This is a genomic window from Pseudomonas gorinensis (assembly GCF_042015035.1).
Taxonomy (GTDB): Bacteria; Pseudomonadota; Gammaproteobacteria; order Pseudomonadales; family Pseudomonadaceae; genus Aquipseudomonas; species Aquipseudomonas gorinensis.
Genome location: NZ_CP167125.1, coordinates 4,045,079 through 4,070,433, shown reverse-complemented (window position 1 = coordinate 4,070,433; position 25,355 = coordinate 4,045,079). Strand labels below are relative to the sequence as shown.

The 25,355-nt window shown below is 61.0% G+C and carries 28 protein-coding genes; 8 read left to right on the top strand and 20 right to left on the bottom strand.

Annotated features, from left to right (window positions below):
* Positions 1-4 precede the first annotated feature (4 nt).
* The 3 genes from AB7933_RS18545 (at position 5) to AB7933_RS18535 (ending at position 1,714) form a co-directional block, all read left to right on the top strand.
* Positions 5-679, top strand: a complete 675-nt coding sequence (locus AB7933_RS18545; protein WP_024075676.1) for an HAD-IA family hydrolase — start codon at positions 5-7, stop codon at positions 677-679.
* A gap of 93 nt (positions 680-772) precedes the next feature.
* Positions 773-964 (top strand): hypothetical protein, encoded by a 192-nt coding sequence (locus tag AB7933_RS18540; protein ID WP_041160947.1) that lies wholly within the window; start codon positions 773-775, stop codon positions 962-964.
* A 291-nt stretch (positions 965-1,255) separates the two neighbouring features.
* Entirely contained in the window at positions 1,256-1,714 is a 459-nt protein-coding gene (locus AB7933_RS18535; protein ID WP_024075674.1) for a GFA family protein, read from the top strand.
* Between the two features lie 2 nt (positions 1,715-1,716).
* On the opposite strand, the gene AB7933_RS18530 is transcribed toward AB7933_RS18535, so the two are convergent.
* From AB7933_RS18530 to AB7933_RS18480, 11 genes are all read right to left on the bottom strand, one after another.
* Positions 1,717-2,244, bottom strand: coding sequence for a DinB family protein (locus AB7933_RS18530; protein ID WP_024075673.1), 528 nt, complete (start codon positions 2,242-2,244; stop codon positions 1,717-1,719).
* A gap of 102 nt (positions 2,245-2,346) precedes the next feature.
* Positions 2,347-3,168, bottom strand: a complete 822-nt coding sequence (locus tag AB7933_RS18525) for a hypothetical protein (protein WP_024075672.1) — start codon at positions 3,166-3,168, stop codon at positions 2,347-2,349.
* 18 nt (positions 3,169-3,186) lie between these two features.
* Positions 3,187-3,534, bottom strand: coding sequence for a DUF2493 domain-containing protein (locus tag AB7933_RS18520; RefSeq protein ID WP_024075671.1), 348 nt, complete (start codon positions 3,532-3,534; stop codon positions 3,187-3,189).
* Positions 3,535-3,610: 76 nt separating this feature from the next.
* Positions 3,611-6,325, bottom strand: a complete 2,715-nt coding sequence (gene mgtA / locus AB7933_RS18515; protein WP_041160946.1) for a magnesium-translocating P-type ATPase — start codon at positions 6,323-6,325, stop codon at positions 3,611-3,613.
* A 235-nt stretch (positions 6,326-6,560) separates the two neighbouring features.
* Positions 6,561-6,863: a hypothetical protein gene (locus AB7933_RS18510; RefSeq protein WP_024075669.1), complete on the bottom strand. Its 303-nt coding sequence runs from the start codon at positions 6,861-6,863 to the stop codon at positions 6,561-6,563.
* Positions 6,864-7,181: 318 nt separating this feature from the next.
* The gene (locus AB7933_RS18505; RefSeq protein WP_024075668.1) at positions 7,182-7,793 is read right to left on the bottom strand and encodes a LysE family transporter; all 612 of its coding nucleotides are present in this window, start codon (positions 7,791-7,793) and stop codon (positions 7,182-7,184) included.
* Positions 7,794-7,868: 75 nt separating this feature from the next.
* Positions 7,869-8,660 carry a helix-turn-helix transcriptional regulator gene (locus AB7933_RS18500; protein ID WP_024075667.1) on the bottom strand — a complete coding sequence of 264 codons (792 nt, stop codon included), beginning with the start codon at positions 8,658-8,660 and terminating at the stop codon, positions 7,869-7,871.
* Between the two features lie 50 nt (positions 8,661-8,710).
* Entirely contained in the window at positions 8,711-9,397 is a 687-nt protein-coding gene (gene arsH, locus AB7933_RS18495; protein WP_024075666.1) for an arsenical resistance protein ArsH, read from the bottom strand.
* A 12-nt stretch (positions 9,398-9,409) separates the two neighbouring features.
* On the bottom strand, positions 9,410-9,880 hold the full coding sequence (locus tag AB7933_RS18490; protein ID WP_024075665.1) for an arsenate reductase ArsC: 471 nt from the start codon (positions 9,878-9,880) through the stop codon (positions 9,410-9,412).
* Between the two features lie 12 nt (positions 9,881-9,892).
* Entirely contained in the window at positions 9,893-11,176 is a 1,284-nt protein-coding gene (locus AB7933_RS18485; protein ID WP_024075664.1) for an arsenic transporter, read from the bottom strand.
* A gap of 19 nt (positions 11,177-11,195) precedes the next feature.
* On the bottom strand, positions 11,196-11,552 hold the full coding sequence (locus tag AB7933_RS18480; RefSeq protein ID WP_024075663.1) for a metalloregulator ArsR/SmtB family transcription factor: 357 nt from the start codon (positions 11,550-11,552) through the stop codon (positions 11,196-11,198).
* A 174-nt stretch (positions 11,553-11,726) separates the two neighbouring features.
* On the opposite strand from AB7933_RS18480, the gene AB7933_RS18475 reads away from it, so the two are divergent.
* From AB7933_RS18475 to AB7933_RS18460, 4 genes are all read left to right on the top strand, one after another.
* Complete coding sequence (locus AB7933_RS18475; protein ID WP_024075662.1) at positions 11,727-11,942, top strand: hypothetical protein; 216 nt, start codon at positions 11,727-11,729, stop codon at positions 11,940-11,942.
* A 145-nt stretch (positions 11,943-12,087) separates the two neighbouring features.
* Complete coding sequence (locus AB7933_RS18470) at positions 12,088-14,439, top strand: dermonecrotic toxin domain-containing protein (protein ID WP_143036945.1); 2,352 nt, start codon at positions 12,088-12,090, stop codon at positions 14,437-14,439.
* Positions 14,440-14,543: 104 nt separating this feature from the next.
* A complete protein-coding gene (locus AB7933_RS18465) occupies positions 14,544-15,239 on the top strand; it encodes an AzlC family ABC transporter permease (RefSeq protein WP_024075660.1) in 696 nt (231 codons plus the stop codon).
* Complete coding sequence (locus AB7933_RS18460) at positions 15,236-15,547, top strand: AzlD domain-containing protein (protein ID WP_024075659.1); 312 nt, start codon at positions 15,236-15,238, stop codon at positions 15,545-15,547. The genes AB7933_RS18465 and AB7933_RS18460 overlap by 4 nt, the downstream gene beginning before the upstream one ends.
* A gap of 273 nt (positions 15,548-15,820) precedes the next feature.
* Here AB7933_RS18460 and AB7933_RS18455 read toward each other — a convergent pair whose 3' ends face one another.
* Both AB7933_RS18455 and AB7933_RS18450 read right to left on the bottom strand, forming a co-directional pair.
* A complete protein-coding gene (locus AB7933_RS18455; RefSeq protein WP_024074122.1) occupies positions 15,821-16,846 on the bottom strand; it encodes an IS110 family transposase in 1,026 nt (341 codons plus the stop codon).
* Between the two features lie 233 nt (positions 16,847-17,079).
* Positions 17,080-17,319, bottom strand: a complete 240-nt coding sequence (locus tag AB7933_RS18450; protein WP_024075658.1) for a hypothetical protein — start codon at positions 17,317-17,319, stop codon at positions 17,080-17,082.
* A gap of 109 nt (positions 17,320-17,428) precedes the next feature.
* On the opposite strand from AB7933_RS18450, the gene AB7933_RS18445 reads away from it, so the two are divergent.
* Positions 17,429-17,782, top strand: coding sequence for a hypothetical protein (locus AB7933_RS18445; protein WP_024075657.1), 354 nt, complete (start codon positions 17,429-17,431; stop codon positions 17,780-17,782).
* Positions 17,783-17,936: 154 nt separating this feature from the next.
* On the opposite strand, the gene AB7933_RS18440 is transcribed toward AB7933_RS18445, so the two are convergent.
* The 7 genes from AB7933_RS18440 to AB7933_RS18410 all read right to left on the bottom strand — a co-directional run bounded on the left by AB7933_RS18440 (position 17,937) and on the right by AB7933_RS18410 (position 25,296).
* A complete protein-coding gene (locus AB7933_RS18440) occupies positions 17,937-18,641 on the bottom strand; it encodes a YoaK family protein (protein ID WP_024075656.1) in 705 nt (234 codons plus the stop codon).
* A 69-nt stretch (positions 18,642-18,710) separates the two neighbouring features.
* The gene (locus tag AB7933_RS18435) at positions 18,711-20,333 is read right to left on the bottom strand and encodes an ABC-F family ATP-binding cassette domain-containing protein (protein WP_024075655.1); all 1,623 of its coding nucleotides are present in this window, start codon (positions 20,331-20,333) and stop codon (positions 18,711-18,713) included.
* A gap of 123 nt (positions 20,334-20,456) precedes the next feature.
* Positions 20,457-21,506: a DNA topoisomerase IB gene (locus AB7933_RS18430; protein WP_024075654.1), complete on the bottom strand. Its 1,050-nt coding sequence runs from the start codon at positions 21,504-21,506 to the stop codon at positions 20,457-20,459.
* A gap of 79 nt (positions 21,507-21,585) precedes the next feature.
* Complete coding sequence (modC, locus tag AB7933_RS18425; RefSeq protein ID WP_024075653.1) at positions 21,586-22,671, bottom strand: molybdenum ABC transporter ATP-binding protein; 1,086 nt, start codon at positions 22,669-22,671, stop codon at positions 21,586-21,588.
* Entirely contained in the window at positions 22,671-23,351 is a 681-nt protein-coding gene (modB, locus tag AB7933_RS18420) for a molybdate ABC transporter permease subunit (RefSeq protein WP_024075652.1), read from the bottom strand. The genes modC and modB overlap by 1 nt, the downstream gene beginning before the upstream one ends.
* On the bottom strand, positions 23,352-24,071 hold the full coding sequence (modA, locus tag AB7933_RS18415) for a molybdate ABC transporter substrate-binding protein (RefSeq protein ID WP_370531124.1): 720 nt from the start codon (positions 24,069-24,071) through the stop codon (positions 23,352-23,354).
* 166 nt (positions 24,072-24,237) lie between these two features.
* A complete protein-coding gene (locus AB7933_RS18410; protein WP_024075650.1) occupies positions 24,238-25,296 on the bottom strand; it encodes an NAD(P)H-dependent flavin oxidoreductase in 1,059 nt (352 codons plus the stop codon).
* Between the last annotated feature and the right edge of the window lie 59 nt (positions 25,297-25,355).

Genomic DNA, 25,355 nt, shown 5'->3' with positions numbered 1-25,355 from the left:
CCTGATGACTGCACCACAGATCAAGGCGGTGATTTTCGATATGGACGGCTTGCTGCTCGATACCGAAGGCATCTACACCGAAGTCACCCAGTTGATTGCCGACCGCTTCGGTGGCCGGCGGTTTGACTGGAGTATCAAGCAGCACACCATCGGTCTGGGCGCATACGCGCTGGCGAGCTATATCGTGCAGGCGCTGGAACTGCCGATCAGCGCGCAAGCGTTCCTGGAACTGCGCACGCCCCTGATGAATGAGCGTTTCCCCCAGGCTGCGGCCATGGCCGGCGCTGAAGCCTTGGTGCGTCACCTGTCGGCCAAGGGCATTCCGATTGCGGTGGGGACCAGTTCGTCGCGGCATTATTTCGACCTGAAAATTGCCCGGCATCGTGAGTGGTTCGAATTGTTCGATGCGGTCGTCACGGCGGATGACCCGCAGGTCGGCGCTGCCAAGCCGGCACCGGATATCTTCCTGGTCGCCGCCCAACGCCTGGGGGTTGCGCCGGCCGATTGCCTGGTATTCGAGGACTCACCGTTTGGTATCAGCGCGGCGAAAGCGGCGGGCATGTACGCGGTGGCCATCCCGGACCCGGCAATGGCCGACGACAAGTTCCTCCACGCCGACCGGCGCCTGCACAGCCTGGAGGCCGTCGACTTGAAGGCATGGGGTTTGCCCACGGACTAGCCGGGCGCTGCGACATGCGGTCGGCCACGCCCGCGGATGTGGGTGTAAGGTAGGGCGCGTACTGCGTGGAAATCTCAGGAAAGCGAGGTGACTATGAGCGCTCCAATGCTGAATAAGCTGCATCTGAATGGCTACGATATCGTGCAGGTGAACTTCGGACCGTGGCGGGTCTGTACCCATAAGGACCGGTTGGCGTCCTTCAATTCCCGCGAACAGGCACTGGCGTATGCCGCCGCGCTGCCGGTGTACAAGGCACGCACCAGGCGGGTGTCCAACGATCATTGAGGGCAGGCTTGTTGTGGCGAGCGGGCTTGCCCCGCGTTGGGCTGCGCAGCGGCCCCAAAACCTGGCGATTTAATATACCTGGATAAACGCGGTGGCCTTATTGGGGCCGCTTCGCAGCCCAACGCGGGGCAAGCCCGCTCGCCACAACAGCCCGATCGGCCGGGCGTTCAGCGTTGAGCCATGAGGGACACGCGAGCGCGCGCAACAGCGTTCGTTTTACGCCGCACACCTGTTCAACCCTATGGTGGGACGCTACCCTGGCGCGGTCCCAATCATAAAAAGGAATGAGTGATGAGCATCAACAACCTGCCCCAGGAAGGCAGTTGCCGGTGTAACCAGGTGCGCTTCAGCGTGAGCCAGCCACCGGTGATCACCATGGCGTGCCATTGCACCGGGTGCCAGAAAATGACCGCCAGCGCGTTCTCCCTCAGTGCATTGATTCCCGCCAGCGCATTCACCGTGACCCAGGGTTGCCCGGTGATCGGCGGCTTGCATGGCGTGGACCGCCATTACTTTTGCCCCCATTGCATGAGCTGGCTGTTTACCCGGCCCCACGGCATCGATGAGTTCGTCAATGTGCGCGCCAGCTTGCTGGATAACGCCCGGGAATACGTACCCTTCATGGAGACCTGGGCCAGCGAAAAGCTGCCGTGGGCGTCTACCCCGGCGCGTGAGAGTTTCGCGCAACTGCCGGCCCCGCAAGACTTCCCCCGACTGTTGCAAGCCTATGCCGAGTTCAGCGCCCGCTGAGTTCAGTCGATCAGCGCCAGCAGGTCTGTATCGCCCACATCGTGCCCCGCCTGGGTCAGCAGTGTCGTCACCTGGCCCCGGTGATGGGTCTGGTGATTGAAAAAGTGCACCAGCAGGCCAAAAAACGGCTTGTCGGCGGCGGTGCCACGCATGTTGTGGTAGCGCAGGCGCTGGTCAAGCTCGCTTTCTTTCAGGGTGCCGGCCCAATCGATGATCAGTTGATCCAGCCAGGCGCGGCGCGTCCAGAGTTCACCCAGGTTGGCGAAGGCCAGTTGCTTGAGGTCGGTGGGGGTGGCGATGGCGGTTAACGGTGCCAGCGCCCCATAGCCTGCCGGGTGCTGGGCGAAGCGCTTGAGCCACACGGTGTCGCCCAACATCAGGTGGTTCAGCGTGCCCAGGATCGAACCAAAAAATGCCCGACGATCTTCCATCAGCGCGGCATGGCTGAGCTGGTGGGCGGTGTCATACACCTTGCGGTTCATCCACTGGTTGTAGGTCGCCATCAGGGCAATCTGTTCGATACGGTCCACGGGGTGATTCCTCCTCGGCGCGGTGGCGCCATCATAAGGTGTGCCCGCCCGACGGTCATGGTGTTCCGGCAGGCGGGTGGACAGCAGCGCCGCTGCCAGCGACTAGAAGCGCACTGTGGCGCCGGTGGTCAGCCATTGGTCACGCTCACCGATCAGGCTGCGCCCGAGCACCAGGTCGACATCGACCCACGGCCCGACATGCAACCGCGGCCCCGCCTGCCAGGCCTGGTCACCGCCTGCCTGGCCGTAGCGTTCGGCGATCAGCGTCAGGGACTGCGCCAGCGGGTATTCGAAGCCTGCGCCCCAGGTCAGGCGGTGGGTTTGATCGCCGTCGTTGTAGGCATGGCTCCAGCCAGCATTCAGGTTCAGGCGCAGGGGCAGCGAAGATTGCCAGGTCAGCGGCACGTTGAAGTCCGCGCCGTCAAACCCGTGTCGCCGATCCAGGGCAAAGTGCGCCCCGGCGGCAATCGCCATTTCCAGGCCCAACGCTTCGCTCGACAACAGCTGCGCCTTGAGTTGCGGGTTGACCTGGGTTTCACCCGGGCCACCAGTGGTGGCCCGGTACAGTGCCGCGCCCCATTGCACCGAAGGCAGTGCGCTGAACGTGCAGGCGGGTGACAGGGTCGCGTTGTGGGTGCCGCCATCGTGGCGGTTGGCGGTGTACCAGGCGTCGACGTTGCATTCGCCCGGCGCATTGATCGCGCCATCGTCGACCGTATAAGACCCGCCTGCCGCCTGGGCTTTGGAGAGCACGGCGATGAGCAACAGGATCGCCAGGGTTATGCCGATAAAGATCAGGTTGCGTTGCAACGCACGGCGTTTTGCCGGGGGCAGCAGCAACAGCGTGGCCCGAGGGCCGCGATGGTTGCGCGCGCGGTATTTGGCAAACCCGTCCGGGCGTCGAGGGATGTGTTTTTTGTGCATGAGGCACCTCGCTTGAATTCAGCTTTCTACGGTCAGCACCGAAATGCCGCTGGCTTTGGCCTGGCAGACCAGCTCCGAGGTGTCATCACCACCCGGCAGGGCGATGACCACGTCGGGGCGGCTGTCGGTGAGCATGAAATGGTTGCGCTGGCGTTCCGCCTGTTTGCCGTGGTGTTGCCAGTTGGGCGGGTAGCGCACCACGTCGATGCCGAGTTCCCGCGCCCATTCCTCGATATCGCTGCCCAGGAACTGGTTGCCGCCGTGGATCAACACCTGCACCGGGCGCAGGCGGTGGTAGGCATCCAGTACTTGGCGGGACAGCTTGGTGTCGGCGTAATGACGACCTGCACAGATCAAGACGCGCATAGGCCCTTTTCCTTGTAGTAGCGCTTGTATTGCACGGTAGCGGTCGGGCGACCGCCACCGGTTAAACGGCGGGGGATCAGTACCACTGCTTGAAGCGGCGGATGTAGATCGTCTTCATCAGTTGAGCCACGCAGCAGTAGGCGAGCAGGGTGCCCACCAGCCAGGGGAAGTACGCCAGCGGCAGCGGTTGCAGGCCCACCAGTGTGCCCAGCGGCGAGAACGGCACGTAGATGCCCAGGGCGATGACCACGCCGGTCATCAGCAGTACCGGCCAGGCGGCGGTGCTCTGGAAGAACGGGATCTTGCGGGTGCGCAACATATGCACCACCAGGGTTTGTGAGAGCAGGCCCTCGATAAACCAGCCGGACTGGAACAAGGTCTGCATTTCCACACTGTTGGCGGCGAACACGTACCACATCAGCGCGAAGGTGGTGATGTCGAAGATCGACGAGGTCGGCCCGATCCAGATCATGAAGCGGCCAATGTTCTTCGCGTCCCACTTGCGGGGCTTGGCCAGGTATTCCTTGTCCATCTTGTCCCACGGCAGGGCCAACTGGGAGATGTCGTACATCAGGTTTTGCAGCAGCAGGTGGATCGACAGCATCGGCAGGAACGGGATGAACGCACTGGCCACCAGCACCGAGAACACGTTGCCGAAGTTGGAACTGGCGGTCATGTTCAGGTACTTCATGATATTGCCGAAGGTTTCGCGGCCCTTGAGCACGCCTTCTTCCAGCACCATCAGGCTTTTTTCCAGGAGGATGATGTCGGCCGATTCCTTGGCGATGTCCGTGCCGCTGTCCACCGAGATGCCCACGTCGGCATCGCGCAGGGCCGGCGCATCATTGATGCCGTCCCCCAGGAAACCCACGGTGTGGCCGTTGGCTTGCAGCGCCTTGAGCACCCGTGATTTCTGCAGCGGTGTCAGCTTGGCGAACACCGTGCGTTCTTCCACGCGGCGTTGCAGGGTGGCGTCGTCCATCGCTTCGATGTCCATGCCCAGCAGCGGCTCGCCAGGCTCGAGGCCGACCTGGCGGCAGATCTTGCTGGTGACCACCGCGTTGTCGCCGGTCAGCACTTTCACCGCCACGCCAATTTGTTGCAGTGCGGCAATCGCCGGGCCTGCGGTTTCCTTGGGTGGATCGAGGAAGGTCAGGAACCCCTGGATCACCAGATTGCGCTCATCGGCCGTGGTGTACTGCTGGCGGGCCAAGGCCTTGGGAATATTACGCGTCGCCACCACCAGGACGCGGAAACCGTCCTCGTTATAGTCGTTGGCAAGCGCCAGCAGTTCAGTACGGCGACGCTCATCCAATGGCACGGCGGCCCCGCCTTCCATCACATGGGTGGAAATGCCGAGCATTTCTTCCACGGCACCTTTGCACACCAGCAAGTGGTCGGCGGCGGTGTCCTTGACCACGATCGACAGGCGACGGCGGACAAAATCGAACGGTAATTCATCGACCTTGCTGTAGGCAAAGGGCTGCTGGAACTTCGGGTTCTGTTCCGAGAACTGCACCACGGCCTGGTCCATCAGGTTCTTCATGCCGCTCTGGTGATGGCTGTTGAGCCAGGCCAGGGACAACACCGCGTCATCCCGCTGGCCGAAAGCGTTGACGTGGTGCTCGAGGATGATCTTGTCCTGGGTCAGGGTGCCGGTCTTGTCGGTGCACAGCACATCCATCGAGCCGAAGTTCTGGATTGCGTTGAGGCGCTTGACCACCACTTTGCGCTTGGCCATCGCCGTGGCGCCCTTGGCCAGGTTGGCGCTGACGATCATCGGCAGCATTTCGGGGGTGAGGCCCACCGCGACCGCCAGGGCAAACAGGAAGGCATCGCCCCAGTCACCCTTGGAGAAACCGTTGAGGAAGAACACGATCGGCACCATCACCAACATAAAGCGAATCAGCAGCCAGCTGACGCTGTTCACCCCGCGATCAAAGGCGGTTTGCACCCGCGAGCCGACGATGGCCTTGGCCAGGGAGCCAAAGTAGGTGCGCGCGCCGGTGGCCACGACGACGGCTTTGGCCCGGCCGCTGACCACGTTGGTGCCCATGAAGCAGATGTTCGGAAGGTCCAGCAAATTGCCCTGGTCAGCGGCCGGGGAGTGGGCGGACTTTTGCGTCACATCCCCCAGCGTGTCGTACTTCTCCACCGGCAAGGCTTCACCGGTCAGCACGGCCTGGCTGATAAACAGGTCGCGGGATTCGATCAGGCGGATGTCGGCCGGAATCATGTCGCCCGCCGACAGTTGCACAATGTCGCCGGCCACCAGGTCGCGCATCGGCACTTCGCGCAGGGTTGGCTGGCTGCCCACTTGTTCGCGGCGCAGCACCGTCGCGGTGGTGCGCACCATGGCTTTGAGGGCCTCGGCGGATTTGGCCGACCGGTGTTCCTGCCAGAAACGCAGCAAGCTGCTGAGCAGGACCATGGTCATGATAATGATGACTTTGGTCGGGTCGACCTCTTCTCCTGCCTGCATCGGCAACCAGCAGTCGGTGAAGAAGCTGATGGCGCCCAAGGTCAGCAGTACGTAGATAAACGGGTTGTTCAATGCCTGCAGGAACTGGACGATGGCGTGAGGCGGCTTGTCGTGGGCGACTTCGTTATAGCCTTCGCGTTGCAGACGCGCGGCGGCGTCGAGTTCGGTCAGGCCATCCTGGGTGGCGCGTACGTTGGCCAGGGTGGCCGACAGGCCGTTGTGGGCTTCGCGGGCGGCACGCATCGACAGTTTGGTGTCGGCGTCGCTGCGCGCTTTTTGCTTCAATGGGGCGTTTTTTACGGCGCTCATGGTGTGTGCTCCTGTCGCCAATTCTCGACAAAACATACCCGTTACTGGCCTGATGACAGGCGAGCGAAAGCATGCCGAGTCGCTAACTTCGCGATCGGTTTAAATAAGGTCTCGATATAACTTTTACTGCGCCCGCCAATAGCGCGTTAGTTAACTAACGCGCAGCGGGTTACGACTGGGCTTGTTCATAAAGAACACCAGGTTATTAATCAGGAAGTTGCTGTTTCCAAACGGTTCAGGCAGCGCGAGTGCTCAGGTAAAGATCGAGCATCAGGCTGGCTTGAGCCAGGCTGGAAACGAGAGGTCTCTGAGGGTCCAGCGGGTCGGCGTGATCCCAGTGCAGCACGCGTTGGCCGCTGGCTGGGCAGATACGCCAGCGCGCCAGCGGGTGAGCCGGGCGCACCGGGGGGGAGGCGGTGGTACAGGCAGGGCGGGCAGGGCGGGCAGGGCAAACGCCCGCGGGCCCACGGCATAGCTTGGCGCGCAAGGCCGCGGCCAGCATGCGTGCATCGGGTAGAGCAATGAGTTGGAAGGTCATAACACACCTCGGGACCGGACGGGCGACCGGTGAGGCAGTTACGGTGGAGCATCAAGCTCTAGCGCAGCTTACCGGACCGGGGAGGCGAGTCCTGTCATATTCTGGGTTGGGCGCCCGATGCCCGCGTTCGCGGTGCTCGGACAGCGACTAGATACTGTGTCCATTGGCTTCTTTTGTGAGGTTTAAAAAAGGCCCCAGTTGCGGGCAGGGGCAATCTACTTAGGCAGTTACAAAATGTCAACGCATAATTAATCAAAGTATCCGGCGTTCAGAGTTCATTCAGGCAAGCCGCGCTCGGAAGTTGCTGGATATATAACTTCATATACCGCGTGCGGCCAAAGCCGCCAGGTAGATCAATACCAAACCGCAGGCGCCGTAACTGATACGTTGCCAGGTCGGTGAGGCGTTCTGGCGCAACAGATTCACCAGCGCCGCAATCAGAAAACACGACAGCACCGAAGCCAGCATGAACCCTGCAAAAAACATCAGCGTTTGCCCATGGCTGGGCGTGGCCCCGACGATGCCCGACAAGGCGCTGCCCAGCGCCCCCCAGTAAACAATGTTCTTCGGGTTGGCCAGGGAAATCGCCGCGCCCACGGCCAACGCATTGGGCCCGGAGCGGGCTGGTGCGCTGTCTGCTTCGGGCAGGTGCCAGGCATCGATCAGGCTGCGTATGCCGAGCCAGGCCAGGTACAGCGCGCAGATAATCGTCAGCGGTACGCGCACCGCATCATGCTGGATCAACAGGGCAATACCCGTCAGGCCGATCACCGCCCACACGGCATCGCCCACCAGTGAACCTATCTGTACCAGCAGCGCCGGCATGAAGCCGTGGAGCAACCCGCGGCGCAAGGTCTCTGCCAATACCGCGCCGGGAGAAAGGCAAAACACAAAACCGAATACCAGTGCGTAGAAAAAGATCGTCAGCATGCCCGCGTTCCTTCAAATGTGGGTGGGCAGTGTGAGGGGGTGTGCGGGGGGCCGTCTTGAACCAGATTGCGCTGTTCAGCGATTCAGGAGGCGTTGGTAGTGCCCCGGCGTCATGCCGTAGGCCGCGCGGAAATGCCGGTTGAGGTGGCTTTGGTCGGCGAACCCCACGTGATGGGCGACCTCGCAGGCCGCCACGCCGTTGCGCAATAGACCTTTGGCCCGCCGAGTGCGCAGTTGCATGGCCCATTGCCGGGGGCTGAGCCCGGTTTCTTTCTGGAAGGCGCGCAGCAGGTGGAATTTGGACAGGCCCAGCTCATCCCCGAGGAGGTCCAGGGACACTGAGCGATGCAGTTGTGCGGCGAGCACTTCCTGGGCGCGACCGATCAGGTTGTGGCCGAGTGTCGTGCTGCCGGGCAGGCGCACGCCACTGGCGTTGACCACTTCCCCCAGCATCAGCACCAGCGCTTCTTCTTGCAGTTCACGGACCAGGGTGTCATCGCTTAAAGCCGCTTTCACCGCGCCGGCCAATCGTTGCGCAAGGTCGGGCTGAAAGCACAGCGAACGATCGAACTCCATGTGCGCCAGCCCCAGGTCAGCCGCCAGTTGATCGGCCGTGGCGTACAGGCTGACGAACTGCCAGGGCGCCCCGTCCGCCGCACCGCCGCCTTGAATCTGCCCTGGGTTGTACAAGGTAATGCTGCCCGGGCCGGCCTCGAACTCACGGCGGTCCAGCCAGACTTTTTCTTCGCCCACCAGGTTCACGCCGATCACGCATTCATCATGGCTGTGGCGGGCAAACGTCAGGCCGGTGCAGGACGTGGAACTGACTTCGTAGTTGCCCAACCAGGCGTGTTGCATGACGCTCATCGACTCGACTCGGTAAGAGATTGGGCACGAGCATACGCTGGCACAGGGGCTCAGATCGACCGTTGATTGACACGTTGTGACAGCTCATCGGCGCTTTCCTTGCGCTCCGAGTAACGGTCCACGAGGTCCGGGCGTTCACGCAGCAGTACGGTGAACTTGACCAGTTCTTCCATCACATCCACGACGCGGTCATAGAGGGCCGACGGCTTCATGCGGTCGTGCTCATCGAACTCCATGAACGCCTTGGGCACCGAGGATTGGTTGGGGATAGTGAACATGCGCATCCAACGGCCCAGCACGCGAAGCTGGTTCACCGTGTTAAAGGATTGAGAGCCCCCGGAGACTTGCATCACCGCCAGCGTCTTGCCCTGGGTCGGGCGAACGGCACCGAGGGCCAGCGGCACCCAGTCGATCTGCGCCTTGAACACTGCCGACATCGAACCGTGGCGTTCGGGAGAGCACCAGACCTGGCCTTCCGACCACTGCATCAGCGCCAACAGCTCTTGAACCTTGGGGTGGTCGTTGGGTGCATCGTCAGGCAATGGCAAGCCGCTGGGGTTGAAGATTTGCGTGTCGGCGCCGAAGTGGCGCAGCAAGCGCGCGCACTCCTCAACCAGCAACCGGCTGAACGAGCGGGGTCGGTTGGAGCCATAGAGCAGCAGGATACGCGGAGGGTGAGCCAGCCCGGTCTGCCGGGGCGGTGCGAGGCGGGTGTCCAGGTTGGGCAGGGTGGTCATGACGCTCTCCGGTTATAACAGCGCAATGCGCTCGAGTTCAGCCTTCAGCTCAGCGGCGCTGAGGCGGTCGAACGGCAGGGCGAAAAAGGCACGACAGCGGGTCTCGATGGTCTCCAGCGTGGCCTTGAATGCTGCATCGACAAGTGCCTCGTCACCTTGCACATCCGAGGGGTCTTCCAGCCCCCAGTGCGCCTTCAGCGCAGGCCCGAAATACACCGGGCAGGCTTCGCCGGCGGCCTTGTCGCAGACCGTGATCACCACGTCTGGCGGGCTGCCTTCAAAGGCGTCATTGCCCTTGCTGTACAAACCCTCGGTACTGATGCCCGCCGCCTGCAACGTGCTCAGGCTACGGGGCAGGACCTGGCCCTTGGGGAAGCTGCCGGAGCTGATCGCCACGAAACCGGGCGGCGCAAGGTGGTTGAACATGGCTTCTGACAGGATGCTGCGGCAGCTATTGGCGGTGCACATGAACAGGACTTTCATCACAGAGTTCCTTCAGAACGTGAGGCGCAAGGCGAGGGCGGCGAGGGTGATCAGCAGCACCGGCAAGGTCAGTACGATGCCGACCTTGAAGTAGTAGCCCCAGGTAATGTTGATGCCCTTGCGCGCCAGGATATGCAGCCACAGCAACGTGGCCAGGCTGCCGATAGGGGTGATTTTCGGACCCAGGTCGCTGCCGATGACGTTGGCGTAGATCATCGCGTCCTTGACCACGCCCACGGCATGGCTGGACTCGATGGACAGCGCACCGATCAATACGGTCGGCAGGTTGTTCATCGCTGACGACAGCAGTGCGGTGAGCACCCCGGTGCCCATCGCCGCGCCCCATACGCCATAGGTGGCGAAGCTGTCGAGCCAGGTCGCCAGGTAGGTGGTCAAGCCGGCGTTACGCAGGCCATAGACCACCAGGTACATACCCAGGGAAAAGACCACGATCTGCCAGGGGGCTTCCTTGAGCACTTTGCGTGTGGAGATCTTGTGGCCTTTGGCTGCGATCACCAACAGCAGCACGGCGCACACCGCGGAAATCGCGCTGATGGGAATGCCCAGCGGCTCCAGGGCAAAACAGCCCACCAGCAGGATGCCCAGCACCCACCAACCGGCGCGAAAGGTGGCGCGGTCATGGATCGCACTGGCGGGGTCTGCCAGGTCGGCCGGGTCGTAGGTACCGGGAATATCGCGACGGAAAAACCACAACAGCACCGCGAGGGTCGCGGCGACGCTGACCAGGTTCACCGGCACCATGACTGCCGCGTATTCGTTGAAGCCGATCTTGAAATAGTCTGCCGAAACAATGTTCACCAGGTTGGAGACCACCAGCGGCAGGCTGGCGGTGTCGGCGATAAACCCAGCGCCCATGACAAATGCCAGGGTCGCGGCAGGGGAAAAACGCAGGGCCAGCAGCATCGACATCACGATAGGGGTGAGGATCAATGCGGCGCCGTCATTGGCAAACAGCGCCGAGACCAGCGCCCCCAGCAGCACCATATAGGCGAACAACCGACGGCCCCGGCCGCGTCCCCAACGCGCCACGTGCAGGGCGGCCCAGGCAAAGAAGCCGGCTTCGTCCAGCAACAGGCTGATGATGATCAAGGCGACAAAGGTGCCGGTGGCATTCCAGATGATGTGCCACACCACCGGGATGTCCGTCAGGCTGATAACGCCACACGCCAGGGCCAGGATCGCGCCCAGGCTGGCGCTCCAGCCGACGCCCAGGCCCTTGGGCTGCCAGATGACCAGAATGATGGTGAACAGGAAAATCGCACTAGCGACAAGCATGAATAAAAGCTCCGATGGCTCAGCAGCAGGTGCCGGCCCGTTGTGGTCTGTCGCCCATTGCATCAAGACGCAGCGCGTCGTTTTGCAACCATGGCTGATTGGCTTGCAAGGTGGTGTCCAGCACGTGACGCACCCAGTCGGGCAGTGCCGGATTGATGCGGTAATAAATCCATTGCCCTTGGCGACGATCCAGCAGCAGCCCGCCACTGCGCAGTTGCGCCAGGTGGCGGGAGATCTTTGGCTGGCTGTCGTCCAAGGCATGGATCAATTCGCACACACAAAGTTCGCCTTCGCGCAGGATCAACAGCGTCAAGCGCACCCGGGTTGGGTCGGCGAGGCATTTGAACAGGGCTGGAGGGGAGAAAAGATCCGACATGACTGATGCACATATATATGGATATACGAATATACGTATTTCCATATGTTTCAGTCAAATCCTGTTTCGATTGATATGGATCAAGTCAGCGCAAATGCGCCACAAGTGTTTGAAATTAAAATGAAACATGAATGTCCTAAAGTGCCTGCTATTGCCGATGAAGGAATACCTCGCGTGACCCGTGCCACTCGCAACCTGCGCAAGACCCTGGATTCCGTCGCGGAAAATAACGAAACCGCGGCATTCGACCTGATGCGCGCGGTCGAAAAACTCAGCGATGAAGTGCTGCGCCAGCGCCTGCTCAATACGATCCATCGGCTCAACCAGGACGCCCACGAACTGCGTGAAGCGCGGGATTCGGTGGAGCAGGTATCGGTCAGACTGGCTTGAGCCGACGATCACATGAGGAAAACAACTCAAAGGAACGCCTGAAGGGGGAATCTCTACTCAGGGTCAGGAAGCAATCATAGACCTGACAACCTGAGGCCCTAATATGATACCGCCGAGAGTCATAGGCTCGTATTTTGACGCAACGGTGCGTCGCAACGAAGTCAACAGCCCTGCGCAACAACCGCCAGGGCCTGCATCAGGTTCGATACCCCGTACTGAAGGTGTTAAAAAAACCGTCCGCTTGCAATCTCCCCTTGTTACGCCTGAACTCAGGGATTATGTGAAGGCGATAACGTCGAGTTTTCTTACCCCCGCACAAAACACTTCGGCTCTTATCGCGGCCGCACTCAAGAGTCAGTGGAAAATAGAGATAGACCCCGATGTCGCGCGTATCGCAACGTTCAATTATCACCTCGGTCAGCCCAAGCCGGCGGGGGGTAAGTTACTGAACAGCATCACGCTGACAGAGGCTGCCCTTACAAACATGCGCGACAAAAATCCGGACGATGAAACGGCCAAGGTGCAAAAGCCATGGTGGCGTAAAGTTATCGACCTGGTAGAAGAGAATTCGCCGTTGGCGATGGCCATCCAGCAGCGCCAGCATGTTGCGGATTACGCGGGCGCTCACGAATATATTATTCCGCTGTTCGATCCCAACGCTCAGCACACTTATCATGCGAATGAAACGCTGCACCATACGCCGCAGGCATTCCGGGACTTGTTGCGGCAGACCGAACTCAGTGAGCCCTACAAGGCCCACCTGGATAAGTTTTGGCCTGCCCATGAAGATAAATATACGCAATGCAGCAAGTTTGCTTTTGCCGCGGCGGCACAGATCCAGCATAAAGAAGGCAGCCTCAGTAACTATGAAGCAAGCCTCGCCATGCGCGCCGCAGGGTTTGGTGTCGGCAGCCGTCTGAGCGATATGACGGCGGCTGACCTGAAGGCGCCGTTTCGCCAGGACGCCACGCTTGAAACCGGCCTGTTGTCCATTGACGGCAGTCCTTCCACCGATCTCGTCTACGTCACTGACAAGCGCCCGCGCATGAATGGCAAAGGCCAGAAAATCAATCACACGCTGCTGTATATCCCCGGAAACTCCTCACCGATTCATCGATTTGACAGCGTTGCGCAGATGAAAGGCTGGTTGGCGGATCAGGCGGCCGATCCGAACAAACGAGTGCAGTTGAGTACGCATTTCAAAGAAAACGATCAAGACGACAAGGTGTTTTCGGACGGTGTCAAACAAGCGCTTAAGGGGCTGGGCGGCTGGTCCGAGGCAAAAACGCCCAATAAGTGGGGGTTTGAAGCACCCAATGGATGGGACCCGCAGGCCTATATCACCACAGAACCTGTGAGCGATGATCCGTTCCGCGCCATGACGCTGCGACAAAAGGCACGCTCCTATGCAGACGCCGACCATGAGATTGTCACCAACGCCGATGTGCTCAAGCGCCGGCTGACCACGCTTGCCGAGGCCGCGACCACGGCCGCGCTCATGCTGACGCCACTGGCAATGGTCGTTCCAGAAGTAGCGATTGCCGCTGAGGCCGTTTACGTCGCCGCTGGAGCCACTGAAATCGGCGTAGGTATTGATGATGCGGTGCATGGCAAATCAACGGCCACGGATCGCACAGTGTTCGGTCTGCTCAATGCCGTGCCGAGCGTTTTTCATGCTTCTGCGCGCTTGCCTGGCCTTTCCGTCAGCGGCCTTGGAAAGTTACCGGATGCGATTGAAAAAGCGGCTGGCGAGAACAAGAAACTCTTGGCGTTCGAGGCGGTATTTGACAGCGATGAAGTCGCGCAGACCACCGATGTTGTCGAGTTGTCCGGGGATGCGCCATCCACCAGCGATAATAAACGGGTACGCCTTGATGAATCGCACCCTTCGGAGGACGCCAAACGTATCAAGCTGAATGAGCAGCCCAGGGACCTGAATAAATTAAACGACCTGATTTTTACCTTTGTGGACACTTATAATGGAGCGGAGCGACTGAATATCGTGGCCCATGGCATGCTCGCAGACGACGGCGCAGAGCCGGTGGCGAATATGGTGCTCAATGACGTGAGTTATGACGCCGACGAGTTGACGGAGATGCTGTGGGATAACAACGTGCCCACCGATAAATACGCAAATATACGTTTGTTGATGTGCCATTCGGGGGCCGGCGGAGAGCGTTCTTTTGCTGCGCAGTTTCAGGCGAACGTCGGGGTTCCGGTTAAGGCTTATGCAAACAGAGTCAATGCTGAGTTCACGCTGGACGATATCGAGGCTGTTTTTGCATCGTCGGATCGAAGCAAAAAATTAGTGCAGTTCGATGATGTACTGCCTGCCGAGCGCCGGCATCGAGTGATCAAAAAAAATCCCTATGCTTCCGACGTTGACAGTAAGGATTACGAAAAATACAAAAATTTCAGTTATGAACCTGTGCATTTTCCTCCACGGTCGGAAAACCCTAAACAGGCTGTGGCCGCAGCGTCGATGCCGGCACTCTAGGGCCGCCGTAGAGGCAAGGACGGCGGGGCCCGTGCAATATCGTTCAAGACAACCTGATTAGTACGCTGGCATGCTTGTCGACTGTCTGTCGATGAGCTGCCTTCATGCCTACTGCCTTGCCTCATTACGCGTTCGCCCGTGGCGCGATCGCCGTCATTCCGTTATCCCTGGCCTGTGCGCCGTGGGGACTGCTCGCCGGTTCCATGGCCATTGATGCGCAATTTACGCCGCTGCAAGCCCAGGGTTTATCCGCCATTGTCTTTGCGGGGGCCGCGCAGTTGGTGGCCATCGGTATGGTCAAGAGCGGCGCCAGCCTGGTGTCGATCGTGCTGACGACGCTGTTGCTGACCTCCCAGCATTTGCTCTACGGCATGCACATGCGCCCGACGTTATCCGCGCTGAACACGCGCTGGCGCATGAGCCTGGGTTTTTTGCTGACCGATGAGTTCTTCGCGCTGGTCAACCACTATGACCGTGAGACGTTCAACCGCTGGTACGCCCTGGGGGTGGGCCTGACGTTCTATATCGTCTGGAACCTATTCACCCTGGTCGGCATCGTGCTCGGCAAGAGCATTCCCGGGCTTGATCAGCTCGGGCTCGAATTTTCTATCGCCGCCACCTTCATCGCCTTGATTACACCGGTGGTTCGTGACGTGCCGACGGTGGTGTGTGTCGCGGTTGCGCTGCTGTGCTCGGTGTGGCTGAGTTACTTGCACTGGGAGTCGGCGGTGGTGGTTTCCGGTGTGTTGGGTATGAGTGCAGGGTTTGCCTGCAAGCGATTGGGGGTAGGGCAGCGATGATCTACCTCATGATTGTGGCGATGGGGCTGGTGGTGTTTCTCAACCGCTACCTGTTTCTCGAGCCGCGGCTGCCAGTACGGCTCAACCGTGGCGCACGGGAGTTTCTCGGTTTTGCCGTGCCGGGCATGCTCACGGCGATCTGCGGGCCGATTATTTTCCTCGCCGACCACCAACTCAACCTGAGCCCGGCCAATCCTTACCTGTTGGCCGGAGTCTGCGCGGTCGCACTGATGTTCTGGACGCGTAACGTGCTGCTCACGGTGCTGCTGAGCATGGCGTTGTTCTATCTGTTTCGCTGGTGGCTCTGATACGCAGGCAAAAAAATCTATGGTCCCCCCCATTTTTGCAATACTGATTAACGGGCGATGTGGTTGGCTTGCTTAAATCTATCCGGCGTCTGTTTGGGGCTTGCCCCAGCGCCACGATGAGAGTCGCGCCTGACGATCCTTAAAAGCCCGTCGGCTTCTGAAGCCGATTTTTATGTCAGGATCTTCGCCAGGCCGGTAGGCCGTTCACGTCATCCGTTGTTCAGCTATCGCAAAACCTGAAGGGTGAATTGTGGTACTGCAACAACCGCAGGGTCAGGCGTTCAAGGCGTCTGGCCCTGCTTCATATTGCGCATGGTGAGCCGCTATCGCCCAAGCGATACGCGCCAGTTTGTTGGCCAGGGCACAGGCCACCACATTCGAGTGTCGTCGGCGCAGCAGCGCTCGCACCCAGTCGGCCAAAGCCCCCTTCTGATGATCCAGCCTCTGCATGTAAACCCTGGAGCATTGCACCAGCAGTTGCCGCAGGTGCTTGTCACCCCGCTTGCTGATCCCCAACAAATTGGCTTTGCCGCCCGTGCTGTACTGTCGCGGCACCAAGCCCACTGAAGCCGCAAAATCGCGACTGCATCGGTATTGCTTGCCATCGCCCATTTCTACAGCCAGAAGGCTGGCGGTGATCGGACCGACACACGGCATGCTAAGCAAACGGCTCCCCAGATCATCGTCGGCCAGCTGGCAAGCCAGTTGTTTGTCCAGTTCCTTGATCTGTTCATCCAGGTAAACGAAGTGATCGTGCAGGCGTTGCAACAGCACTGTCAGCCGCACAGGCAGCTCATGCTCGGCCAAAACAGCTGCCAAACGCTTCATGATGGCTGAGCCTTTGGGCAGGCTGATGCCAAATTCCAGCAGGAAACCGTGCATCTGATTGGCTGTCTTGGTGCGGTCATGCACCAACGACTCGCGCATGCGATGCAGGACAGACAGGGTTTGCTGAGACTCGGTTTTAGGCGTAACGAAGCGCATGGACGGACGGGAAGCCGCCTCGCAAATGGCCTCTGCGTCGATAAAGTCATTTTTGTTGCCCTTGACGAAAGGGCGGACAAACTGCGGTGAAATCAACTTGGTCGTATGCCCCATCGCCGCAAGCTGACGGGCGATGAAGTGAGAGCCGGCACAGGCTTCCGTTACCACGACGCAGCTCGGCAAGTTGCCGAAGAACCGCATCATCTGCGCTCGCGAGAGCTTTTTGCGAAACACCTCGCGGCCCGATTTGTCTTGGCCCAGAAGGTGGAAATTATGTTTGCCGAGATCGATCCCGATCAGTGCTGACTCGCTCATGATGATGGCCTCCAAAAACAAAACACCCTGCGAAAGCGTAGCCCTCGCAGGGTGTGGGGGTGACCATCTCATTAGCCCGCGGGAGGGCGGGCAGAAGGGAGACTTCTAAAAATGAGCTTGGCCAGTATGGGTGGCACGGTCTTCCTTTACAGTGAAACTAAATTCATACGGCTGACAGCAAAGCAGCCCTGGGCGGGGCTGCGACGGCGCTTGAGGCTAAAGCCGGCGCCTGGTCATTTCTTCCTGGACTGCGCCTCGGCAGCCAGGCACTCCAGGGCGAATTGCTCGGTGTAAGTCATCTGGATTGGCGTGCTTTCGCCTTTGACCGTGCGCTCGCCATCGAGAATGTAGCGAATGCGCTTGTCGGTGACACCAATGCGCTTGGCGATCCAGGTGGGTGTCTGGCCGATGCGGCTGATCAGCTTGTCGGCGTAATCGGTGGACGGGTTGTAGTGTTCGGCGTTGGGTGTCATCGGTTTTCCAGGTAGAAGCGAACTCGCAAGTAGGCGACAGGGTGACGTAATAATCCTTGGGTGTCGCCTGCTAATGGTAGAGTCGCGTTTTTTTCAAGGAGGCAATGGCATGCGGAAGGTAGTAGTGGGCGCATTGGTGCTGGCGATGCTCGGCGGTTGCGCAGGTTCGAAGATGAACACGGCGCGCGCCGGTACACCCTACAAGACCCTGGCTTCGGACAAGGCCGCCCTGGTGGTTGCTCAATGCATCCAGTTCGGCTGGCAGGACGAGAGCGTGTTCGGCGTCGATGCCGGCGGGTTCAAGGAGCCGACCGAGGCCGGAGGTTTCACGGTCTACACCACCGGCGGCGATTACTTTGTGGATGTGCGCACTGCCGGTGCCGGCTCCACCATCAATTACTTCGCCGCCCAGGACGATATGCCAGCCAAGCGCCGGTTGGCCGCTCTCGCGACCTGTCTGTAATCCGTTGCCTTAGCCGTTTTCGGAAATGCCCGGCGGGACAGCCACTGGGCATTGCCTTATGATTCACTCGCTCGCTCGACGTGATGGCTCTTTACCAGTACACGGATGTCGAGGCCCAACGTCGGGCGGGCACCCTTTGCATCGGCGCGTCCCTTCAACGAGGCATATAGCCCAGGTGCCAGCGGCGGGGGATCTTCAACGTCACCACCCCCAGGAATGCCGCCAGGGCACCGCTGATCAACAGCGCACGCAGGCCCAGCTGGTGCTCCAGCAGCGCCCCGAGCACCGCGCCGACAAACATCCCCGTCCACGGGATCAATTGCACGCGCCAGCCACTGCGCCGTTCTCCCATCATCCAGCGGCCCAGCCCGCGCCCGAAGCGTGAAAGCGCCCCGGTGACATAGGTGAGACCCACCGGCAAGCCGTTGACCTCCTCGACCGCCGCATTGAGCATGCCCATGGCCACGATCGCCGCCAGCAACGCCGGCAACATTTCCGCAAACGGCCATAGCGCACCGCCGCAGAGCAGGGCCGCGATGCACAACAGCAAAGGCAGGGCATGGCGTTGACTGACGCGACTGACGACCACCCCCAACGCGTTGCCAGCGATAAAGGTAGCAACCAGCAACAGCAGGCGCCCGGTCAGGCCGAGGTCACCCTCGCTGATCGCTACCGCCAGGCGCGTGGTGTTACCGCTCATGAACGAAACAAAGTCGCCGCTGGCCATGAAGCCAATGGCGTCCGTCATACCCGCCAGCACCGAAAGGCTGGCGACCAGCATCAAGCCGACTCGGCCGCGCCATCGCTCTCGGTGAGCGAGTGCGGCGTTGGTGTAAGGCTTGCGGGATGAAGGCAGCATGGGGCCGGGTTCCTCGGTGAGATTATCCGGCCACTACCGTAGGACGCTTTGTGCGTCCGCGCAATGATCTCAGACACCCTCCAGTCGCCAACCCTCGTTTCGCCAGGTCAAGTAGTGGGTGGGCTCGATGGCCTGCAGAAAGGCTGCGTCGTGTGACACCGCGACGATCGCCCCATTAAAACCTTTCAACGCCTGTTCGAAGGCGAGCACCGACTCCAGGTCCAGGTGATTGGTCGGCTCGTCCAATAACAGCAGTTGCGCCGGGACTTGCCGCCACAGGGCGACCGCCATCGCGGCCTTCAAGCGTTCGCCGCCGCTGAGTTGCCCCGTCGGTCGTGTCACCCGCACTGCATCCAGTTGCAGCAGGGCTAGGCGGGCGCGCACGTCGGCTTCCGCCAGCGGTGTGTCGAGCAGGTTGAGTTGCTCGATGATGGAGCGCTGGTCGTCCAGCAATGCCAGGTGCTGATCGATGTAGGCACACGGGACCGGCACTGAGCATTCGCCACTGACCGGCTGCCATTGAGCCGCCAGCAGCTTGAGCAAGGTGGATTTACCGCAACCGTTCGGCCCGCGCACGGCGACGCGCACGGGGCCCGCCAGGCTGAACGTGATCGCCGGCTGATCCACCCACGGCAGGCGGGCCTCGACCAGGGCCACGACTTGCCGGCCATTGGGGACTGCCGAATCCGGCAAGGCCAGCAACGTTGGTGTCTGTTGCGCCACCCGTTCGTAGGCGTGGCGCACCTGCGCATCCAGCTCGTTCTTGCAGGCCTGATGGGCACTGCGCAGCGTGCTGACGATTTGCGTCGCCGCGCCTTTCCAGCGGGCCTTGGTGAAGCGGTCGACGTTGGCGGTCTCGGCATGCTTGCGTGAACGGGCGGCGCTGCGCTGCAGGCTGTCATGGTCATTTTGCAGGCGTCGACGCTCGCGGCTGCGTTCCAGGCGGGCGTGTTCCCAGGCCGAGACGGCGGCGTGTTGCTCGGTGTCGCGCTGTTTACGATAGGCCTGGTAATTGCCGCCATACACACGAGCGCCGAGGGGCGACAGTTCGATGATGCGGCCCAGGCTGTCGAGCAGTTGCCGATCATGGCTGACCACCACCAGGCCGCCGCGCCAGTCGTGCAGCGCTTGCAGCAGCCACTCGCGACCGGCGCTGTCGAGGTGGTTGGTCGGTTCGTCCAGTACCAGCAACTGCGGCGCCGCCAGGAGGGCGCCGATCACCGCGACTCTGGCCAACTGGCCACCGCTGAGTCGATCCGCTGCGGCGTTGAAGTCGAGGCCGTGCAGTCCGGCTGCATCCAGGGCTGTACGCAGGCGTTCGGCAAGGCCCCAGCGCTCGTCAATCAGTTCCAGGTCATCGCTTTGCCCCTGGCCTTGGGTCATGCGTGCAAGCGCGGCCAATACTGGAGCGGTGCCCGTGACATCGGCCACGGTTGTTCCGGCCTGGATGGCCAGGGCCTGCGGGACGTAGGCCACGCTGGCGTATGCCTTGAGTGTCCCGGAGGAGGGGCGCAGAACCCCGGCGATCAATTGCGCCAGGATGCTTTTGCCGCAGCCATTTCGGCCGACTATCCCGGTGGAGGTGTGATCGATGGACAGGTTCAGGTCTTCCAGCAAGGTTTCGCCATGGGCGAACTGGAAGGACAGGTGTTGCAGGGATACAAGCACGGGCAGCCGGTTGACGTCAGTCATCAGCACCTCCAAAAAAATGTCGACAGGCCAACAAGCGCGCCAGGCGGCTCGTTGCAGATACATTTTGGAAGGCTTAGTGATTCACGTCGGCGGTCGTCCCATGAGTTGGAAGGGAGGCAGAGGCTAGCCTACCTTGGCCTTGTCCGGCAAGTCGGCAGCCAGTTGTTCCAGGAACATCGCCAGCGCGACTTCTTCGGCTTTCAGGCCCTTGCGTACCCGCGGCCTGGGCAGTTTCGATAGCTGGCCGAGGCTGAAATGCTCAAGCACCGCCGGGTGGATATAACACTTGCGGCATACCGCCGGCGTGTTGCCCAGTTGCTTGGCGACGTCCTTGACCATCGCCACCACATGGCGTTTGGCGTCGGACTCCGGTTGCCACTCCAGTTCGCGCAGGACCGCCAGCGCCATGGCGGTGCCGGCCCAGGTGCGGTAGTCCTTGGCGGTGAAGTCGGCGCCGGTGAGGCTGTGCAGGTAAGCGTTGACGTCATGGGAGCTGACAGTGCGGCGTTCACCGTCTTCGTCCAGGTACTGGAACAGGTTCTGCCCCGGCAACTCCAGGCAGCGCTTGACCACGCTGGCCAGGCGTCGGTCCTTGACGCTGACTTGATGCTCGACACCACTCTTGCCGCGAAACTGGAACTGGATCTCGCTGCCCTTGATGTCCACATGCCGGTTGCGCAGGGTGGTCAGCCCGTAGGATTTGTTGGCACGGGCGTATTGGGTGTTGCCGACCCGAATCAATGTGGCATCCAGCAGCATGACCACGGTGGCCAGCACCTTTTCCCGAGTGAACCCCGGTTCGGCGAGTTGCGCTTGCAGCTGCTTGCGCAGTTTGGGCAGGGCTTCGCCGAACGCTTGCAGGCGTGCGTATTTGTCAGTGTCGCGCACTTCACGCCAGCGTGCGTGGTAGCGGTACTGCTTGCGTCCACGCGCGTCGCGGCCGGTGGCTTGCAGATGGCCGCGCGGGTCGGCGCAGATCCATACATCGGTATAGGCGGGCGGTACGGCCAGGGCGTTCAGGCGCTTGATGTCTTCGGGATCGGTGATGCGCTTGCCCTGGGGATCAAAGTACTGGAATTTGCCACGCAGCTTTTTACGGCGAATGCCTGGCTGCGTGTCATCAACATAATGCAGGTCGTGGGGCAGGTCGGCGGGCAACGCAGAATCGGGCATGGCGCAGGGTCCTTGGCAATCAGTCAGGCCGGTATGTCTGATTGACCGCAGGGTTTTGCGGTCGTGCCAAAAAGGTTTGTCATGCCAATACGGCAACCGCCTTGATCTGCGCCCATAGCATCTGCCCAGGGTGCAGTTGCAATTGGTCGCGGGAGAAACGGGTGATCCGCGCCAGCAACGGCGTGCCGCCAGCATCCAGGCGCACCAACACGTGGGCGCTGTTATCCGCTGAAATTTCCTGGGTAACCGTCACCGGCAGGCGGTTGAGGATGCTGCTGGGTTCTTCGCCTTGCAGGCTGAGGCTGACATCCCGCGCCTGCACCTTGATCCGCAGGGCCTTGCCCAGTGCGAGCGGCGCATGGGCCACACGCATGCGCAAGGCGCTGCCGGGCAATTGCAGGGTGAGCAATTGGTAATGCTCATCGTAGGCGCTGACGGTGCCGCTGATCACCACGCCGGCGTCGTCGCCCAACGCCAGGGGCAAGTCCAGGCGAGCCAGGGTTTCACCGATGGGGCCACTGGCCAAGGCTTTGCCTTCGCTGAGTAATACGATGTGATCGGCCAGGCGTGCCACCTCGTCCTGGGCGTGGCTGACATAGAGCACCGGGATATCCAGTTCGTCATGCAGGCGCTCCAGGTACGGCAGGATCTCGCCCTTGCGTTTGCTGTCGAGCGCCGCGAGCGGTTCATCCATCAGCAGTAACTTGGGGCTGGTCAGTAATGCCCGGGCGATGCCAATGCGCTGGCGTTCCCCCCCGGACAGGTGCTGGGGATGACGTTCGAGCAAATGCCCGATACCCAATAAGTCCGTGGCCTGGGCCATGTCAACGCGCCGTGCCTGGCGAGGGATGCGCTTGAGGCCGAACTCCAGGTTGGCCCGCACGGACAAATGCGCAAACAGGCTCGCCTCCTGGAACACATAACCCAGCGCGCGCTTATGCGGCGGCACGAACAGCCCGCTGCGGCTGTCCTGCCAGATTTCATCGTTGACCTGGACAAACCCGTCCTTGGCGCGCTCCAGCCCGGCGATGCAACGCAGGCAGGTGGTCTTGCCGGAACCCGAATGCCCGTACAGGGCTGTCACGCCGCGACCGGGCAAATGCAGGTCCACCTCCAGCGCAAACGCGGCGTACTTGAGATGCAGGCGCACATTAATCATCGACATCAACTCCAGCCCATCTTGGTTTTACGGCTGGAGTAGAGCGCCAGCAATACAAGGAACGCGAAGATCACCATGGAACCGGCCAGCCAATGGGCCTGGGCATACTCCATCGCTTCGACATGGTCGTAGATCTGCACTGAGACCACCCGGGTCTTGTCCGGGATATTGCCGCCGATCATCAGCACCACGCCGAACTCACCGACGGTATGGGCAAAACCGAGAATCGACGCGGTGATGAATCCTGGGCGTGCCAGGGGCAGGATCACCGTGAAAAACGTGTCCCAGGGATTGGCGCGCAAGGTCGCAGCCACTTCCAGCGGGCGTGTGCCGATGGCGGAGAAGGCGTTTTGCAACGGCTGCACCACAAACGGCATGGAATAGATCACTGAACCGATCACCAACCCGGCGAAACTGAAGGTCAGGGTGCCCAGGCCCAGCCATTGGGTGAACTGGCCGAAATAGCCATTGGGCCCCATGGTTAACAGCAGGTAGAAGCCAATGACCGTGGGCGGCAGCACCAGCGGCAGGGCGACGATCGCACCAATGGGGCCGCGCCACCAGGAGCGGGTGCGCGACAGCCACAGGGCAATCGGAGTGCCGATGACCAGCAGGATCACGGTGGTCAGTGAGGCCAGCTTGATGGTCAACCAGATAGCGGAAAAATCGGCACTCGAAAGTGGCATTTAGAGCTCATAACCGTAGGATTTGATAACGGCAGCGGCTTTTGGCCCTTTCAGGTACTCCACCAGTGCCTTGGCTGCGACGCTGTCTTTGCCTTTGTTGAGGATCACCGCGTCCTGCTTGATTGGGTCGTGCAGCGACGCGGGGACAATCCACGCCGACCCGCTGGTGACTTTGCCGTCTTTATAGATCTGCGACAAGGCGACGAATCCCAGCTCGGCGTTGCCGGTGGAGACAAACTGGTAGGCCTGGGTGATGTTTTGGCCTTCAACGATCTTGTCCTTGACCTTCTCGGTCAAGCCTTCTTTGGCCAGCACCTGGGTGGCAGCGAGGCCGTACGGCGCGGCTTTCGGGTTGGCAATGGAGAGGTGCTTGAAGTCGTTCTTGTTCAGGACCTCGCCCTTGGCGTCCACATAGCCTGCTTTGGCCGACCACAGCGCCAGGGTGCCCACCGCGTAGGTGAAGCGCGAGCCCTTGACGGTGGCGCCTTCGTCTTCGAGTTTTTTCGGGGTGGTGTCGTCGGCGCTCAGGAACACCTCGAACGGCGCGCCGTTCTTGATCTGGGTGTAGAACTGCCCGGTGGCGCCATAGGCCGCGACCAGTTTATGGCCAGTGTCTTTTTCGAAGTCAGCGGCAATTGCCTGGATCGGTGCGGTGAAGTTGGCGGCCACGGCCACCTGCACTTCATCGGCATGGGCCGAACCCACGGCGAAGGCAGCCATCAGGGTGGCCAGGGCGGTTGGGGCCAGGCGTGCGGCGCGAATCATCATGAAGCAGCTCCTTGGGACGTGTACGGCTTGTTATAGGTTGAAGGCTTAACCGCTATGTATGGGAATATATAGCGGTTGGCCATTGCCGGTACAGTGCAAAGTTGCCACAGGCCTGCTTCTACTTAAGCTTCGCCAGGGTTTGCCTGGCCAGTTCGCGGGTCAGCTCAAAGGTTCCGATATCCTTGCCCAGCCGCAGCGCTTGGCCTGACCACAGGTTGCTGAAGCCCGCTTCGTCCTTGGCCTTGAGTGGCATCAAGGCCCCACCAGCCCGCGGAAACGCCGGAGCCAGCGGGTTGATCGCCCCCAGTTCACGCATGACGCGGTTGACAATGCCACGCGCCGGTCGGCCGGTGAACAAGTTGGTCAGTGCAGTTTCGCTGGCCTGGGCATGACGTAACGCATAATGGTGGGACGCACTGACGTTCGCTTCGGGCGTGAACAGGTAGGCGGTGCCCATTTGCACGGCAGAAGCACCCAGGGCGAACGCCGCCACAATGCCACGCGCGTCACCAATACCCCCGGCCGCAATCACCGGCACGCTGACCGCATCGACAATCTGCGGCACCAGTGCCATCAAGCCAATCTGGGTGTTGAGGTCGTCGCTCAGGAAAATCCCACGGTGCCCGCCCGCTTCAAGGCCCATGGCAATGATTGCATCGCAGCCCTGCTGTTCCAGCCACACGGCTTCTTCGACGGTGGTGGCCGAGGAAAGCACCTTGGCCCCCGTGGCTTTTACCCGGTCAAGCAACGCTTTTTCCGGCAGGCCGAAGTGAAAACTCACCACCTCGGGGCGAAATGCTTCCACGACCTGGCACGCCGCGTCGTCGAACGGCGCACGGTTGGACACGGGAGTCGGCGCATCGAAGTCGGCGCCCAGTTCGCGGTAGTAGGGTTCCAGCAGATGCTTCCATTGACGGTCACGCTCGTCGTCGACCAATGGCGGCTGATGGCAGAAAAAGTTCACGTTGATCGGCCGCGTGCTGCCCTGCCGGATAGTGGCCAAAGCTTCGCGCAGTTGCTCGGTGCTCAGCGCCGCGGCAGGCATCGAGCCCAGCGCACCGGCTTGGTTGGCGGCAATGACCATGGCCGGGGTGGTGGCACCGGCCATGGGTGCCTGGATGATGGGCACGTCAATGCCCAACAGGTCGAGAATACGGGTGTCTGGCCAGGTGCTCATAGGATGCGTCTCCAGCGTTAGTAAGACTGTGCGCTGTTTTAGCAGGGCCCTTGGCACCC